Source organism: Streptomyces sp. NPDC091377 (genome assembly GCF_044757045.1).
Lineage (GTDB): Bacteria > Actinomycetota > Actinomycetes > Streptomycetales > Streptomycetaceae > Streptomyces.
This window is the reverse complement of sequence record NZ_JBIVUE010000021.1, coordinates 27,173-42,804: the sequence shown is the minus strand read 5'-3', so window position 1 is coordinate 42,804 and position 15,632 is coordinate 27,173. Positions and strand designations below refer to the sequence as shown.

General features: G+C 70.8%; 18 protein-coding genes. 4 read left to right on the top strand and 14 right to left on the bottom strand.

What is annotated here, in order from left to right:
* Window positions 1-16: 16 nt before the first annotated feature.
* Complete coding sequence (locus tag ACIQNG_RS32910) at window positions 17-1,081, bottom strand: DedA family protein (protein ID WP_401490118.1); 1,065 nt, start codon at window positions 1,079-1,081, stop codon at window positions 17-19.
* 147 nt (window positions 1,082-1,228) lie between these two features.
* Here ACIQNG_RS32910 and ACIQNG_RS32905 point away from each other — a divergent pair, with 147 nt between their 5' ends.
* Window positions 1,229-1,594 (top strand): YbjQ family protein, encoded by a 366-nt coding sequence (locus tag ACIQNG_RS32905; protein WP_401490115.1) that lies wholly within the window; start codon window positions 1,229-1,231, stop codon window positions 1,592-1,594.
* Between the two features lie 71 nt (window positions 1,595-1,665).
* Here the strand turns inward: ACIQNG_RS32905 and ACIQNG_RS32900 are convergent, their stop codons facing one another.
* Window positions 1,666-2,427 (bottom strand): MerR family transcriptional regulator, encoded by a 762-nt coding sequence (locus tag ACIQNG_RS32900; RefSeq protein ID WP_401490112.1) that lies wholly within the window; start codon window positions 2,425-2,427, stop codon window positions 1,666-1,668.
* Window positions 2,428-2,575: 148 nt separating this feature from the next.
* Here ACIQNG_RS32900 and ACIQNG_RS32895 point away from each other — a divergent pair, with 148 nt between their 5' ends.
* Entirely contained in the window at window positions 2,576-3,859 is a 1,284-nt protein-coding gene (locus ACIQNG_RS32895) for an ion channel protein (RefSeq protein WP_401490110.1), read from the top strand.
* A gap of 82 nt (window positions 3,860-3,941) precedes the next feature.
* On the opposite strand, the gene ACIQNG_RS32890 is transcribed toward ACIQNG_RS32895, so the two are convergent.
* The 8 genes from ACIQNG_RS32890 to ACIQNG_RS32855 all read right to left on the bottom strand — a co-directional run bounded on the left by ACIQNG_RS32890 (window position 3,942) and on the right by ACIQNG_RS32855 (window position 11,615).
* A complete protein-coding gene (locus tag ACIQNG_RS32890; RefSeq protein ID WP_401433704.1) occupies window positions 3,942-4,703 on the bottom strand; it encodes an ABC transporter permease in 762 nt (253 codons plus the stop codon).
* Complete coding sequence (locus ACIQNG_RS32885; RefSeq protein WP_401433707.1) at window positions 4,700-5,737, bottom strand: ATP-binding cassette domain-containing protein; 1,038 nt, start codon at window positions 5,735-5,737, stop codon at window positions 4,700-4,702. Before ACIQNG_RS32885 ends, ACIQNG_RS32890 begins: the two co-directional genes overlap by 4 nt.
* Window positions 5,738-5,816: 79 nt before the next feature.
* Window positions 5,817-6,962: an RNA polymerase sigma factor gene (locus tag ACIQNG_RS32880; protein ID WP_401434065.1), complete on the bottom strand. Its 1,146-nt coding sequence runs from the start codon at window positions 6,960-6,962 to the stop codon at window positions 5,817-5,819.
* Between the two features lie 164 nt (window positions 6,963-7,126).
* Window positions 7,127-7,534 carry a YciI family protein gene (locus tag ACIQNG_RS32875; protein WP_401433709.1) on the bottom strand — a complete coding sequence of 136 codons (408 nt, stop codon included), beginning with the start codon at window positions 7,532-7,534 and terminating at the stop codon, window positions 7,127-7,129.
* A 121-nt stretch (window positions 7,535-7,655) separates the two neighbouring features.
* The gene (locus tag ACIQNG_RS32870; protein ID WP_401490107.1) at window positions 7,656-8,297 is read right to left on the bottom strand and encodes a PadR family transcriptional regulator; all 642 of its coding nucleotides are present in this window, start codon (window positions 8,295-8,297) and stop codon (window positions 7,656-7,658) included.
* Window positions 8,298-8,392: 95 nt separating this feature from the next.
* Window positions 8,393-8,941, bottom strand: coding sequence for a DinB family protein (locus ACIQNG_RS32865; protein WP_401490104.1), 549 nt, complete (start codon window positions 8,939-8,941; stop codon window positions 8,393-8,395).
* Window positions 8,942-9,098: 157 nt separating this feature from the next.
* Entirely contained in the window at window positions 9,099-10,559 is a 1,461-nt protein-coding gene (locus ACIQNG_RS32860) for an aldehyde dehydrogenase family protein (protein WP_401490102.1), read from the bottom strand.
* Between the two features lie 231 nt (window positions 10,560-10,790).
* Complete coding sequence (locus ACIQNG_RS32855) at window positions 10,791-11,615, bottom strand: helix-turn-helix domain-containing protein (RefSeq protein WP_401434067.1); 825 nt, start codon at window positions 11,613-11,615, stop codon at window positions 10,791-10,793.
* A gap of 331 nt (window positions 11,616-11,946) precedes the next feature.
* Here ACIQNG_RS32855 and ACIQNG_RS32850 point away from each other — a divergent pair, with 331 nt between their 5' ends.
* Window positions 11,947-12,444 carry an ATP-binding protein gene (locus tag ACIQNG_RS32850; protein ID WP_401490100.1) on the top strand — a complete coding sequence of 166 codons (498 nt, stop codon included), beginning with the start codon at window positions 11,947-11,949 and terminating at the stop codon, window positions 12,442-12,444.
* Window positions 12,445-12,561: 117 nt separating this feature from the next.
* Here the strand turns inward: ACIQNG_RS32850 and ACIQNG_RS32845 are convergent, their stop codons facing one another.
* From ACIQNG_RS32845 to rpmG, 4 genes are all read right to left on the bottom strand, one after another.
* Complete coding sequence (locus ACIQNG_RS32845) at window positions 12,562-12,861, bottom strand: DUF397 domain-containing protein (RefSeq protein ID WP_401433720.1); 300 nt, start codon at window positions 12,859-12,861, stop codon at window positions 12,562-12,564.
* An 847-nt stretch (window positions 12,862-13,708) separates the two neighbouring features.
* Complete coding sequence (locus ACIQNG_RS32840) at window positions 13,709-14,890, bottom strand: CobW family GTP-binding protein (RefSeq protein ID WP_401490190.1); 1,182 nt, start codon at window positions 14,888-14,890, stop codon at window positions 13,709-13,711.
* A gap of 10 nt (window positions 14,891-14,900) precedes the next feature.
* On the bottom strand, window positions 14,901-15,149 hold the full coding sequence (locus tag ACIQNG_RS32835) for a type B 50S ribosomal protein L31 (protein WP_401433722.1): 249 nt from the start codon (window positions 15,147-15,149) through the stop codon (window positions 14,901-14,903).
* 8 nt (window positions 15,150-15,157) lie between these two features.
* On the bottom strand, window positions 15,158-15,322 hold the full coding sequence (gene rpmG / locus ACIQNG_RS32830) for a 50S ribosomal protein L33 (protein ID WP_401433725.1): 165 nt from the start codon (window positions 15,320-15,322) through the stop codon (window positions 15,158-15,160).
* Window positions 15,323-15,386: 64 nt separating this feature from the next.
* Here rpmG and rpmB point away from each other — a divergent pair, with 64 nt between their 5' ends.
* A complete protein-coding gene (gene rpmB, locus ACIQNG_RS32825) occupies window positions 15,387-15,623 on the top strand; it encodes a 50S ribosomal protein L28 (RefSeq protein WP_401433728.1) in 237 nt (78 codons plus the stop codon).
* The last annotated feature ends 9 nt before the right edge of the window (window positions 15,624-15,632 follow it).

Here is a 15,632-nt window from a genome sequence, read left to right as displayed (position 1 = left end):
CCCGACGGCGGGGCGCTCAGCCCTGGTTGTACGGCGAGTACGGGCCGTTCTGGCCGTTCTGGCCGTACTCGCCGTTCTGCTGCCGGCCCTGCGGGTACTGCGGCTGGGGCGGCTGGGGCGGGTACGGCTGCTGCTGCGGCGGGTAGGGCTGCTGCTGTTGCGGCTGCTGCGGCTGGGGGTACGGCTGCGGCTGCTGCGGCCGGCCGTAGTAGGGGCCGTACTGCTGCTGCTGAGGCTGGCCCGGGTGCTGCTGCTGGGGCTGTTGGGGCTGTTGCGGGGCCGCCGGGGGGATACGGCGGAGCTGGGTCGTGGAGTCGTCCATGACCGGGGGCTGCTGCTGCGCGTAGGGGTACGGCTGGTTCTGCTGGTTCTGCTGTGCCTGCTGGTACGGCTGCGGCTGCTGCGGCTGGGGGTACGGCTGGTGCGGCTGCTGGGCGGCGGCGGGCGGCTGCGGGTTGTTCTTCTTCTGCTTCCGGGCGCGGAGCACCTCGAAGACGATCGGCAGGACGGAGAGCAGCACGATCAGGATCAGGATCGCCTCGATGTTCTGCTTCACGAAGGCGATGTTGCCGAGCCAGGAGCCCAGCAGGGTGACACCGGCGCCCCAGAGGACGCCACCGACCACGTTGTAGGTCAGGAAGGAGCGGTACCGCATGTTGCTGACGCCCGCGATGATCGGCGTGAACGTCCGCACGATCGGCACGAAGCGGGCCAGGACCAGCGACTTCGGGCCGTGCTTCTCGAAGAACTCGTGCGCCTTCGTCACGTTCTCCTGCTTGAAGAGGCGGGAGTCCGGTCGGGTGAAGAGCGCCGGGCCGACCTTCTTGCCGAACATGTAGCCCACTTGGTCGCCGACGATCGCCGCGATCACGATCAGGATGACCGCGGCCCACAGCGGGAAGTCGAGCTGTCCGGAGGTGATCAGCAGACCGGCCGTGAACAGCAGCGAGTCACCCGGCAGGAAGAAGCCGATCAGCAGTCCCGACTCGGCGAAGACGATCAGGAGCAGGCCCCAGATGCCGAAGTTGTCGAGCAGGTTGTTCGGATCGAGCCAGCTCGGTCCGAGGGCAAGCGTCGTCACGGTTCCTGGCTCCTGAGGGGTGATGAGAACTGCGGCGTCCGTACGGCCGGACAAAGCTATCAACGCAATCAACGCGCCGGATCCGGCCCAGGTTCCACCCGTGCCTCCAGGATGCACTGTGTGTGCAGGGGGACCAAGCTGAGGGTCATGGGCATCGATGACTACGGCGGCGGGCAGGGGCCCGAGCCGACTGTGCTGGTCGTGACGACGAACGACGTACCGGGCCACCGGGTGGAGAAGGTGATCGGCGAGGTCTTCGGACTGACCGTGCGGTCCCGGCATCTGGGGAGCCAGCTCGGGGCCGGGCTGAAGTCACTGGTCGGCGGGGAGCTGCGCGGGCTGACGAAGACGCTGGTGGAGACCCGTAACCAGGCCATGGAACGGCTGGTGGAGCAGGCCCGCACCCGGGGCGCCAACGGGGTGCTGATGTTCCGCTTCGATGTCTCGGAGGCGGCCGACACCGGCACCGAGGTGTGCGCCTACGGCACCGCGGTCGTCCTCGTCCGGGAGTGACGGGTCGCCCCCACGACGACGGCGGCGCGGTGCCGGGGCGCCCGCGTCAGGTCAGGTCGCATCAGGTCAGGTCAGGTCAGGTGCCGGACGGCGTTGGCGGTGATCGCGTCGCGGAGATAGGCCGCGAGCCCGGGGCGGATCGTGTCGTAGGTCGCCGTGAACCGGGCGTCGGCGACGTACATGTCACCGAGGCCGGTGTGCATCTCGTACGAGCACGGGTAGTGCGCGGCCGAGATGAACAGCCGGTGCTCCTCGGCCACCGCCATGGCCGCCTCGGCGTCGGCGGGGGTGCCGGCCGCCATCAGATCGGCCATCCGGCGGTGGATCGCGTCGAACTCCTCCGTCAGCCGCTTCCAGTCCTCCTTGGTGAAGGTGGCGGCGCGGCGCTGCGACTCCCGGTGGGCGTCGGTGCCGCCCCAACGCCGCCGCACCTCCTCCTCGTACCGGTCCGGGTCGAAGTCCCCGAACACCTCGAACTTCTCCTCGGGCGTGAGGTTGATGCCCATGTCGTGTGCCTCCATCGCGTGCTCCACGGCCGCCGCCATCTTCTTCAGCCTCTCGATCCGGGCGGTCAGCAAGGTGTGCTGGCGGCGCAGATGCGCGCGCGGGTCCGCGTCCGGGTCGTCGAGCAGGGCGGAGACCTCTTCGAGCGGAAAGCCCAGCTCCCGGTGGAACAGGATCTGCTGGAGCCGGTCGAGGTCGGCGTCGTTGTAGCGCCGGTGCCCCGCGTGGCTGCGCTCGCTCGGCACGAGCAGGCCGATGGTGTCGTAGTGGTGCAGCGCGCGCACCGTGACCCCGGCGAACCCGGCGACCTGTCCTACGGAGTAGCTCACTTCCGCTCCTTCTGTCGGTACGCCCTCCACGCTCGGCCCTCACGTCACGTGAGGTGCAAGCCCGAATCTCCCCACGCCCGATCCCCACACCCGATCCCCATGCCCGATATACCCGGATACACCCCCCTTGCCCGTCTATCGTGTGCCGGTGGCCCCCGACACCTCGCCGCCGGCGTCGACCGCTCCGGCGACCCCGGCCCGCACCCTGCTGCCCCTGATCCTCCCCGCGCTCGTCGTGGGGGTGGTCGCCAGCCTGCTCTTCCTCGGGGTGAGCGGGGCGGCGGAGGCGCTCCAGCATGTGCTGTGGGGCAATCTGCCCGACGCCCTGGGCGTGGGCCGCTACTCCGTGCTCTGGACGATGGTCATACTCACCGGCACCGGCGTCCTCGCGGGCCTGGTGGTCTGGAAGGTGCCCGGCCACGCGGGCCCCGACCCGGCCACCACCGGTCTGGACGCGCCCGTCCTGCCGCCCGTCGTCCTGCCCGGACTGCTGCTCGCCACCGCGCTCACCCTGGCCGGCGGCCCCAGCCTCGGCCCGGAGAACCCGATCATCGCCGTGAACGTCGGGCTCGCCTACTGGCTGGGCCGACGCCTGCTGCCCCGGATGCCGGGCGGGATGTGGACGGTGCTGGCGGAGGCGGCGACGATCGGCGCGCTGTTCGGCACCCCGGTCGCCGCCGCGCTGGTGATGTCGGAGGCGCTGGCCGGACAGCCGCTCAAGGGGCGGCTGTGGGACCACGTCTTCGCCCCGCTGGTCGCCGCCGCGGCGGGCGCGATCACGACCAGCCTCGTCGCCCATCCGACCTTCGATCTGCATCTGCCGCCGCTCGGCCGGGCGGGCTGGGTCGATGTGCTGGCCGCGCTCGTGATCGCCCCGCTCGCCGCGCTGCTCGGGATGTGCGCGGTCCGCGCCTTCCCGTATGTGCACGGCGCCTTCTCCCGGCTGCGGCACCCGATGCTGATCCTGCCCGCCGGCGGGATCGTCATGGGGCTGCTGGGGGCGCTGGGCGGGCAACTGACCCTGTTCAAGGGGCTGGACCAGGTCGCCGAACTGGCGAGGGACCCGGACGGGTGGACCGCGGGCCAGTTCGCCGGGATGACCCTGGTGAAGCTGGCCGCGCTGCTCGTCGCCGCGTCCAGCGGCTTCCGGGGCGGGCGGATCTTCCCCTCGGTGTTCATCGGCGCCGCCTTCGGACTGGCCGCGCACGCCCTGGTGCCGGCCGTCCAGCCCGCGCTGGGGGTGGCCGCCGGGGTGCTCGGGATGCTGCTGGCGATCACCCGGCAGGGCTGGGTCAGCCTCTTCACCGCCGCCGTCCTGGTCGCCTCCCCCACCGTCCTCGCGCTGCTGTGCATCGCCTCCCTCCCCGCCTGGCTGCTGGTCACGGGCCGCCCGCAGATGCAGCTGACGAAGGAGGGGGCGGCGGTGCGGTGAGCGCCGGGCTCGCGGCGGCACGCGGGTGCGTGGCGGTGGTCGTGGTCTCCCGCCCCGCCTCCGCGTGCCCCGGCCGCCCGGGCTACTTGCTCATCCGCCCGAACTTCCGTACCGCCAGCGGGAAGAACACCGCCAGCAGGGCCAGTGGCCAGATCACCGCGGCCCAGAGGTGCCCCGGCTCGCCGCCCGGGTTGCCGAACAGGTCACGGACGGCCGTCGCCGTCTGGGACATCGGGTTCCACTGCACGACCGTGCCCAGCCAGTCCGGCATGGCGGATGGGGTGGCGAAGGCGTTCGAGAGGAAGCCCACCGGCCAGACCAGGATCTGGACGGCCGCCACCAGTTCGGGTCTGCCCGCCACCAGCGCCAGATGGATACCGATCCACAGCATCGCGAAACGGAACAGCAGCAGCAGTCCGAGGGCGCCGAGGAAACCGCCCACCGAGCCGGTCACCCGCCAGCCCAGTGCCGCGCCCACCCCGACCAGCACGAGCAGGCCGACCGCCGACTGGAGCATGTCGGCCGAGGCCCGGCCGACCAGGACCGCCCCGTCGGCCATCGGCAGCGACCGGAAGCGGTCGATCACCCCCTTGTCGAGATCCCGGGTCACCGCCACCATCGTGGACTCCAGACCGAAGGCCATGGTCAGCGCGAGCATGCCGGGCACCAGGAAGTCGACGTAGTCCCCGCTGATCCCGCGCCCGCCGCCGACCAGATAGCCGAACATCACCAGCAGCATCACCGGGAAGACGAGACTGACGACCACCTGCACCGGCTGCCGCGCCCAGTGGGCGAGTTCCCGCCGGGTCATGGTCCACGAATCGGTCAGTGCGTACGTGTTCACGCCACGGCCTCCTTCCTCGTGCCGGGCTTCCCAGTGCCGGGCTTCCTTGTGCCGGGCTTCCTTGTGCCCGGCCCGGCCGTCCCGGCGTCCGCGGGTTCGTCGCCGCGGCCGGTCAGCTGGAGGAACACCTCGTCCAGCGTGGGCCGCCGCAGTGCGATGTCCTCCGCCTGGAGACCGGCCGCCTCCAGGGCCCGTACGACCTCGGAGAGCGCCGTCACACGGTCCGTGACGGGTGCGCTGACCAGCCGGCGGTCCGGGTCGACCGTCACTTCGTCCCGCCCCGCCGGCAGCAGGGCGACCGCCGCCCCGAGCTGTCCCGCGTCGCGCAGGACCACATCGATCCGGTCGCCGCCGATCAGGTTCTTCAGCTCGTCCGCCGTACCGTCCGCGATGACCCGCCCCCGGTCCACGACCGAGATCCGGTCGGCGAGCTGATCGGCCTCCTCCAGGTACTGCGTGGTCAGCAGCACCGTCGTACCGCCACCGGTCAGCGAGCGGACCGCCGACCACACCTCGGCCCGGCCGCGCGGGTCGAGCCCCGTGGTCGGTTCGTCCAGGAAGAGCACCTCCGGCTCCACGATCAGCGACGCGGCGAGGTCGAGTCGGCGCCGCATCCCGCCGCTGTACCGCTTGACCTCCTTGCGGCCGGTGTCGGCCAGACCGAAGCGCTCCAGCAGTTCCGTGGCCCGGTCCCGTGAGCGGCGGGCCCCCAGGTGGTGGAGGCGGCCGAACATCTCCAGGTTCTGGTGGCCGCCCAGCCCCTCGTCGAGCGCCGCGTGCTGGCCCAGCAGACCGATGCGGCGGCGCACCTCCTGGGCCTGGGTCAGCACGTCGTACCCCGCTACCCGGACCCGGCCGGAGTCCGGCCGCAGCAGGGTGGACAGGACCCGGACCAGGGTGGTCTTGCCCGCTCCGTTCGGTCCGAGCACTCCCTGTACCGTGCCGCGCCCGACCGTGAGGTCCAGCCCGTCCAGCGCGCTCCTGTCGCCGTACTTCTTGTGTGCGCCTTCGACGGCGATCACTGTGTCGGACACTCGGTCACCCACTCAGCCAGCCCCTCCCTAGTCAAACTTGACTAACGCCGGAGAGGCTAGTACCCCCGAGACCTATTGGTCAAACTTGATTAATGGCGTTGAGCCGTGCCGCCCGACGGGTCAGATGGTCGCGTTCGGCCAGGTTGGTGGCCTTGCCGGCGGCCTCCGCGTACAGGCGCGCGGCCGTCACCGGGTCGCCGTCCCGCTCATGGAGGTACGCCGCCACCGCCGTGTACCTGGGCAGGGACGGGTCCAGCGCGGTGAGCGCCGCGAGCCCGGCGCGCGGGCCGTCGGCCTCACCGACCGCCACCACGCGGTTGAGCCGCACCACCGGACTGTCGGTGAGGCCGGCGAGTTCGTCGTACCACTCGACGATCTGCACCCAGTCGGTCTCCTCGGCGGTCGGCGCGTCCGCGTGCAGCGCGGCGATGGCGGCCTGCGCCTGGAACTCGCCCAGCCGGTCGCGCGCGAGCGCCGCCTGGAGGATCCCCACGCCCTCGGCGATCAGCCCGGTGTCCCAGCGGGCGCGGTCCTGCTCGGCGAGCGGCACGAGGCTTCCGTCGGGCGCGGTCCGCGCCGCCCGCCGGGCCTGGTGCAGCAGCATCAGGGCGAGCAGCCCGGCCACCTCGGGGTGGTCGACGGCCGCCGCGAGTTGCCGGGTGAGCCGGATCGCCTCGGCGGCGAGGTCGAGGTCGCCGGAGTAGCCCTCGTTGAAGACCAGGTAGAGCACGCGCAGCACGGTGGCGACGTCCCCGGGCCGGTCGAACCGCACCCCGGAGACGGTGCGCTTGGCCCGGCTGATGCGCTGGGCCATGGTCGCCTCGGGCACCAGGTACGCCCGGGCGATCTGGCGGGTGGTGAGACCGCCGACGGCCCGCAGCGTCAGGGCGACGGCGGAGGCCGGGGTGAGGGAGGGGTGGGCGCACAGGAAGTAGAGCCGCAGGGTGTCGTCCACCGAGGGCGCGGGCCCCGCCACCGGCTCCTCCTCCATGAGGCCCTCGCGCCGCCGGCGGGCGGTGTCCGAGCGGGCCGCGTCGAGGAACTTGCGCCACGCCACGGTGACCAGCCAGCCCTTGGGATCCCGCGGCGGATCGGCCGGCCAGACCCGGACCGCCTCGACCAGCGCGTCCTGCACGGCGTCCTCGGCCGCCGCGAACTCGGCTCCGCGGCGGACGAGGACGGTGAGGACACCCGGGGTGAGACTGCGCAGCAGGGCTTCGTCCAGGGGAGGACGGGGGCCGTGCGGGCCGAGTGGCTCGTGTGGTCCGTGCGGCCTGAGTGGCTCGTGCGGCCCCAGTGGTCCGTGCGGCCCCAGTGGTCCGTGCGGCCCCAGTGGTCCGTGCGGCCCTAGTGGTCCGTGCGGCCCAAGTGACCCGGTCACGCTGGAGGTCACTCCGTGATGGTGGGCGGGGCGGTCAGGAAGGGGCGCAGTTCCAGCCATTCGTGGATCGGCCTGCCCCCCGCTCCGGGGGCGGCGGACAGCTCCCCGGCCAGTTCGAGGGCCCGCTCGTGGCTGTCGACGTCGATCACCATCCAGCCGGCGATCAGGTCCTTGGTCTCGGCGAACGGTCCGTCGGTGACCGGCGGTCGCCCCTCACCGCCGTACTGGACCCAGGTCCCCTCGGGGGCGAGGGCCTGGCTGTCGACGTACTCGCCGGTCTTCTCCAGCCGGTCCGCGAAGTCCTGCATGTACTGGATGTGCGCCGAGATCTCCTCGGGCGTCCAGCGGTCCATCGGAACGTCGTTGACCGCGGCCGGGGCGCCCCGGTAGTGCTTCAGCAGCAGGTACTTGGCCATGATGTGTCTCCTCGGTGCCGTTTGCGACCCATGGTGGTCGCGTTCACCCCGGGGACGGAGCGGGACGCGCGTTCTCGACATCGCCGCCGGAATTTCTTTTTTCCCGGTCCGTGGGGCGGGTTCAGCGGCTGTCGCCCGGGTGCGGCCTCGGTCGGGCGTACGGGTTCTCCTCGCCGTCCGCCAGCACCCCGTGGAACGGGGCGCCCTCCCCGGCGAAGGTGTAGGCGCCGCCGCGGATGCGCTCGATCAGTCCGCGGGTCCACTCCGCGCCGGTGTCGGCGGTGTGCACCCACAGGTTCATGATCTCGCCGATATGGCCGAGCTGCCCGGGGCCCTCCTCGGGCGTGTAGTACTCGGTGACGGATTTCCGCCATGCCTCGATCGCGCGCACCCGCTCCTCCAGCAGGGTGAGCACCTCGTCGCGGGGCAGGTCGACCATGAAGCCCAGTGCGGCGGTGAGCATGTCGGGGCGCTGGTCGTAGGCGGTGAGATTGGTCCGCAGCAGGGCGAGGTACTCCTCCGTGCCCTGCTCGGTGATCTCGTACTCGGTGCGGGGCGGGCCGCCCGCGGTGGACGGCGCGACCTCATGCGCGCGCAGCAGTCCCTGCTTGTCCATCTGCTTGAGGGCGTGATAGATCGAGCCGGGTTTGGCGTTGGACCACTCGTGCGCGCCCCAGTACTCCAGGTCGTTGCGGACCTGGTAGCCATGGGCCCGCCCGTGCTGGCGTACGGCGCCCAGCACCAGGAGACGGATCGCTGACATGGGTTCAGGGTAGGCGGCACCGACCCACCGGGAGGAACCCGGTCACCGGAAGGACTCCGGCCACGGGAAGGACTCCGGCCGCCGGGCGTCGTCGCTCACCCCCAGGACTCCCCCCGCTCCAGCGCGACCAGCTCGAACGCCGTCTTTCCGTCCAGCGACTCCCGGATGATGTCCGCGTGGCCCGCGTGCCGGGCGATCTCCCGGATCAGATGCAGACACAGCCAGCGCACCGACACCCGCCCCTCCGGCGGGAACCAGGGGGCCTCGGGCAGCGCGAAGGTCTCGTCCAGGTCGGGCACCGAGCGGACGTACGCCTCGGTCTCGGCGGCCACCTTCTCCCAGTGGGCGAGTTGGGAGGCCACGGTCTCGTCCCCGACCAGCAGGAAGGTCTCGTGCCAGTTCGACTCGGACCGGGTCACGGCGGGCGGCTCGCCCTTGGCGCGGGCGACCCAGCTCTGCTCGACCTCGGCGACATGCTTGAGCAGCCCGGACAGCGAGAGGTCGCTCGCGCTGGGCTTGCTGGCCGCCTGCTCGTCGGTGAGCCCGAGCAGGGCGCGACGGACACCGCCGCGCTGCTCCTCGATGAAGTCCAGCAGCGCCCCGCGCTCGTCGCCCGCCGCCTCGGCCCGTACGTGCGTGACCATGACCGGCCCGCCTCTCCTCGGTTCAGCACCACTGCTTGCCTGACACCGACCAAGCTACGGGGGCAGTAGGTCAGCCGCTGTCCTAGTCAAGCGGCCCTGGTGGGCGAGGAGACGGGCGGCCGGGTCCGGACCGATCCCGTTCTGGACCAGGCCCGGTCTAGAACGGGAAGGCGCTGCGGCCCCGCTGGATCGAGATCCACTTCAGGGAGGTGAACGCCGCCGCCGTCGACTCGCCGTTGAGCCGGCCCATCCCGGAGTCCTTCTCGCCGCCGAAGGGGACGAGCGGCTCGTCGTTGACCGTGCCGTCGTTGACGTGGAACATCCCGGTGTCGATCCGGCGGGCGAAGCGCACCCCGCGCTCGGGGTCGGCGGTGTGGACGGCGCCGCTGAGGCCGTAGGGGGTGTCGTTGACCAGGCGTACGGCCTCCTCCTCTCCGTCGAAGGGGATGAGGAAGGCGACCGGGCCGAAAAGCTCCTGCCGGAGGAGGGGGGAGCCGGCCGGGAGGTCGGTCAGGACGGAGGGTTCGACCAGGTTGTCGCGGGTGGTGCCGCGCACCAGCGCCGTCGCGCCCTCGGCGAGCGCCTGCTCGACGGCGGACGAGATCGTCTCGGCCTGGGAGGCGTTGATCACCGGGCCGATGACGGTCTCGGGGTCGCGCGGGTCGCCCGTCTTGAGGGATGTGACCTTGGCGACGAACTTCTCGGTGAACTCGTCGGCGACCGAGCGGTCCACCAGCACCCGGTTGGCGGCCATACAGACCTGGCCCTGGTGGATGTACCGGCTGAAGACGGCCGCGTCCACGGCGTAGTCGAGGTCGGCGTCGTCCAGGACCACCAGGGCGCTGTTGCCGCCGAGTTCGAGGACGACCCGCTTGAAACGGCTCGCGCAGACCGTGGCGACATGCCGGCCGATCTTGTCGGAGCCGGTGAAGGAGATCACCTTCGGGACGGGGTGCTCGATGAACGCGTCCCCGATCTCGGCGATGTCCGTGATGACGACATTGAACACACCGGCCGGCAGTCCCGCGTCCTCGAAGATCTTGGCGAGGAGCGTGCCGCCGCAGACCGGGGTGTCCTGGTGCGGCTTGAGGACGACGCCGTTGCCGAGCGCGAGCGCGGGGGCGACGGACTTCAGGGCCAGCAGGAAGGGGAAGTTGAAGGGGCTGACGACACCGACGACGCCGACCGGGACGCGGTAGAGGCGGTTCTCCTTGCCGGGTACGGGCGACGGGATCAGCCGCCCTTCCTCCGCGGTGGCGAGGCCGATGGAATCGCGCAGGAACTCCTTGGCGAGGTGGAGTTCGAAACCGGCCTTCACCCGGGTGCCGCCGAGTTCGGAGATGATCGCCTCGGCGATCTCGGCCTCGCGCTCCTCGACCAGCCGCAGCGCCCTCTCCATGACGGTCCGGCGGACGAACGCGTTGGTTGCCGCCCACTCCCGCTGGGCCCGCTCGGCGGCGCGGTACGCCTGATCTATCTCGTCGACCGTGGCTATGGTGATCGAGGCGAGCTTCTCGCCGTCGTACGGGTCGAAGTCGATGATGTCCCAGGAGCCGGTGCCCGGACGCCACTCACCGTCGATGTACTGCTGGGCCAGATCGGTGAAGTACGACGACATGTGATCCCTCAATCCCTGCCGCTAGCACGGTCGAAGCGGTCGGCCGTCAGACGCGGCGCGCGGACCGCCACCAAGAGCGGTCCGAGACCCATCCGGAAAACCTGACGCTCTGATCACACGTCATCGTACTTGCGTTTCAGGCAAGTTGAAGCGCTTGCTAGAGAGGATTTCAGGAAGTGACCGTTGTTTTCCGGAGAGTTGTCACTTTCTCCTGACCGACTCCACCTGTTTTCAGGTGAGTTGCAGCAGCCCCCGCAGCAGATCCCGGCTCTCGGCGGGGCCCGGGCTGTCGGACTGCAGCTCCTTGAGCGCGGTCTCGTACTGGGCGACGTCCTCCGGCTTGTCGAGATAGAGGGCGCTGGTGAGCTGCTCCAGATAGACCACGTCCGAGAGGTCGGACTCGGGGAAACTGAGCATGGTGAAGGCACCGGATTCACCGGAGTGCCCGCCGAAGCCGAACGGCATGATCTGGAGCCGTACGTTGGGCCGCTCGGAGATCTCGACCAGATGCTGGAGCTGTCCGCGCATCACCTCGCGGTCACCGTACGGACGGCGCAGCGCGGCCTCGTCCAGCACGATGTGGAAGTCCGGGGCGTCCTCGGCGACCAGGTGCTTCTGCCGTTCGAGACGCAGCGCGACGCGGCGTTCGACGTCCGCCTCGCTCGCGCCCTTCATGCCGCGCCGCACCACGGCGCGGGCGTACGCCTCGGTCTGGAGCAGACCGTGCACGAACTGCACCTCGTAGGCGCGGATGAGGGAGGCCGCGCCCTCCAGGCCCACATAGGTGGGGAACCAGTTCGGCAGGACGTCGGAGTAGCTGTGCCACCAGCCGGCGACATTGGCCTCGCGGGCCAGCGACACGAGGGAGGCGCGTTCCGTCTCGTCCGTGATGCCGTACAGGGTCAGCAAGTCCTCCACGTCCCTTGTCTTGAAGCTCACCCGGCCCAACTCCATCCGGCTGATCTTCGATTCGGAGGCGCGGATGTGGTAACCCGCCGCTTCACGCGTGATGCCCCGCGCCTCGCGCAGTCGCCTGAGTTGCGAGCCGAGCAGCATGCGTCGCACCACCGATCCGGGCTCTCCCGCGCTCACGTTCGCCGCCTCTCAACCGTCTTCAGGGCCCGCAGTCTGCCACTAAAGCACTTCGAGCAGTACTCGTCCGGTTACAGAGACGGAAAGAAGCCAAACATTCCGCTTCGCCACAGGGGTCCCGATGTCCCACAGCTGGCGCAAAGATGGTGGAAAAAATGACCAAGAAGCGTTACAGGAGGGCTCAATTCGGTCGCGTGCACGTGCATCTGCCCTTGCATCTGGTGTACGCATCCGAAACCATGGTCTCGCGCCACCGCTGCATCGCAACGACCGCGAATTCCCGGGAGTGCCTCGCATGGGGACGAATGGATCGACCATGCTCAAGCCCTTACGGCAGGGCCTTCCGCCACTGGATCCCTCGGCCGTGTCCGACGCCGCCTCCTGCGCACTGCCCGCCCGCTACGAAGCGGTCCGCGAGGCCCGCCGGTTCACCCGCGACACCCTCGGCGAGTGGGACGTGGACGACCGGTTCGACGACATCTGCCTGGTGGTCTCCGAGCTGGTCACCAACGCCCTGCGGCATGCGCTGCCGCATCCCGGTCCCTGTCCGGTCGGCCATGAGGCGCCCGTGCGGCTGCAGTTGATGCGCTGGACCGAGCGGCTGGTGTGCGCGGTGCGCGACCCGAGCGGGGAGACGCCCGTCGCCCGGGAGACCGAGGACTACGCGGCGGAGTCCGGCCGGGGGCTGTTCCTCGTGGACTCCTTCGCGGACGGCTGGGGCTGGCACCCGCTGGCCGGCACCCTGCCCGGCAAGGTCGTCTGGGCGATGTTCCGCCTGGGGAACCGCGGCTGACGTGCCGTCAGATTTCTGGCGCCGTGGTTCTACGCGCGTTACCGGCTGGTATGGACCACGGGTTCTCGCGCGGGCGTTTCGGGGGCGGCCCACGGTCAGTATGCGATCAGTCCGTGATCAGCCCGCGATCAGATGGTCGAACTCCCCGTCCTTGATGCCGAGGAGCATGGCCTCGATCTCCGCCCGGGTGTAGACGAGCGCGGGGCCGTCCGGGAAGTTGGAGTTGCGTACGGCCACCCGGCCGCCCGGCAGCCGGGCGAACTCGACGCAGGATCCCTGCGAATTGCTGTGCCGGCTCTTCTGCCAGGCCACTCCGCTCAGCTTTGTGGCGGCCATGCCGTTGTACACGCCGGGGGCGGGAACTCCGCCGCGCCGGTCACCGTCGTACACATCACCGTCGTACACGTCGTGGTCCACAGGTCGCTCCCCGGTGGTGCACTGGCTGGTGTGGCCATTGATGCATCGGTCAACTGTGCCGGATCATAACCCTGTTCATCTGCAGATGCATGGGCAGATGCACGTGCACGCGGGGTGTTCCCATGGTTACAGCTTTGACGGCCGCTTTACCGCGGCCTTACCAGCTTTACCGATTCACCCGAGCCGATCCATTCGTTTTCTCCGGCGCCGTTTCACCGGTGGCCTTCCCGTCCCGTCCCGCGTCTGCCCCGGAGACCGTGTGACATGCGATCTCCGCCCTCCACCCATGATCCTCCGGGCCGTCACCGATGCCGGATCGTCCGGGTCGAATCCCACGCGCACTAGGAACAGACGCGATCCGCGGCCTTCCTGTTCCAAAGTCATGTGAGGGTCCAGTGAGAAGCGCCTACCGGATCGGCATCGGCGCGGCGGAAGCGAACCATCCGTTCAATGCCGTAACCGATGTCGGGGGCGGGACGTCGAAGTCATCCGGAGTCATCCCGGAGTCATCCGGTAACCGTGGGCGATCTCACGGTGGAACTCCCCGGAACGGGGCATCTGCCTTTGTCCGAGCGGTTCGGGGCCGGTCGGGCTGTGCCACGCCGCGGAACGCGGACGGGGGCCGGCCGTGCCGCCGGGCTCGTGCGGGAGCACGGGGCCCGGGTCGGCCCATCGTCGCAGCCGCGCTCAGGCGGCACGCCGGGATCCGTCAGCCGTTCGCGCCAGTACCTCTCGTACGGATGGAGGCGGCCCCGCGCCTCGCCTTGCGGGGCCGCCTCCGGCGCTGGGTACGGCGTCCGGCGGACGCCCCGCACCCGGTCCTTCGGGATGCAGATGCCGAGGAGATTCAGATGCCGAGGAAGGTGTCGAAGACCGGCGGCAGCCGCTTCCAGGCGGATCGTCCGGCGGCGTACTCGGCGTCGGTGAGCAGACAGGACTCCAGCAGATGCTCCACCCCGTGCCGGTCGAGGCCGGGTGAGGTGAAGACCAGGTGCTGGCAGCGGTCGCCGTGCTCGGGGTGCCAGTCCAGCGCGGCGGCGGCCCGGCGCATCGGCGGCGCCAACTCCCAGGCCGCGTCCGGGAGCGAGGCCAGCCAGGGGCCCGCCGACTCCACGCAGAGCGCGCCGCCTGCCGCGTCCCAGTGCAGCAGGGTGTCCGGTCGGTCCGCGAGCCAGAACCGCCCCCGGCTGCGGGCGGCGGCGCACGTCAGTTGCTCCAGCGCCGCGTACAGCCGCTCGGGGTGGAAGGGGCGACGGCGGTGCCAGGCGTAGGTGGTCACACCGTGCGCGTCCGCGTCCGCGGGCAACAGCGCGCACGCCGGGTGCTGGGCCGCGGCGGCGGCCTCCACGTCGAAGCCGGCCAGGGCGGCCCCGGCGAGGGTCGGGACGGGGGTGGGGATGGGTGTGGGTGTGGGGGTGGTCGGGGCCGGGGCCGGGGGGCCGAGTCGGATGTGTCGGGCGGTCGGGTGGAGTTGGGTCAGGAGTGCGTGGTCCTCGTCGTCGGCCTCCGGGGACGGGGTGAGGGCGAGGACGGGGGCGTACTCCAGTTGGCGGGCGAAGGTGTCGGCCACGGTGCGCCGGTCGGTGCCGGCCGCGGCGAGGCCGGCCTCGGCCAGGTCGTCGCCGTTGCCGAGGTAGGGCAGCAGCAGCGCCGGGTCGACGGCGGTGATGACGCCGGTCAGCCGGAGGCCGCCGGCCACGATCACCTCGGCCATCGCCTTGGGTTCGACCGAGTCCCACAGTTCGACGATCGCGAGCGGGGTCGGCCCGCCCTGCGCGAGCCGCTTCAGCTCGGGCACCAGGTCCTCGCGCAGCGCGCAGCACGCGCAGTCGTTCACCAGGGGCGTCTCGCCGGTGGACAGCACCCCGGAGGCGTCCGAGACGGTCCGTACGACGGTGCCCGCGGCGGCCGTCGCGAGGTCGTGGTGCAGGACGACACCGCCGGGCACCTCGGCGAGCAGCCGGGCCACCGCCGCCCTGCGGGCGTCGGCGTGCAGCCCGCCGACGATGACGACGGGAAGGTCGGGCAGGGGCACCGCGCTAGCCCCGCTTCCCGAAACGGCGCTCGAAGCGCTCGACGCGGCCCGCGGTGTCCAGGACGCGGGCGGTACCGGTGTGGAAGGGGTGGCTGGCGTCGGAGATCTCGACGTCCACGACCGGGTAGGTCTCGCCGTCCTCCCAGACGATCGTCTTCTCGCTCGTCATGGTGGAGCGGGTGAGGAAGGCGTGGTCGGCGGCCCGGTCGCGGAAGACGACGGGCCCGTACGGCGGATGGATCGCCTTGCGCATGGCGGGGTTCAGCGCTCCTCTCGGAAGTCGACGTGGCGGCGGGCGACCGGGTCGTACTTGCGCAGCGTGAGACGGTCCGGGTCGTTCCGCCGGTTCTTGCGGGTGACGTAGGTGTAGCCGGTGCCGACGGTGGAGCGGAGCTTGACCACCGGGCGCAGTTCGTTGCGTGCCATGCTGCTATCTTACTGAAAATGATTCCCATTAACATCCCCTGAGCAGAGAGGTACGTCACCACCGATGTCCGCGCACTGCATGCTGACCGGCGCACAGCCGGGGTTCGGCAACCGTGTCTCCCACTCCCACCGGCGCACCTCGCGCCGCTTCGACCCCAACATCCAGACCAAGCGGTACTGGCTGCCGAGCGAGGGCCGGCACGTACGGCTGCGGCTGAGCACGAAGGGCATCAAGACCGTCGACGTCATCGGCGTCGAGGCCGCCGTCGCCCGGGTCCGCGCGCGCGGCGTGAAGGTCTGAGGGGCGGAG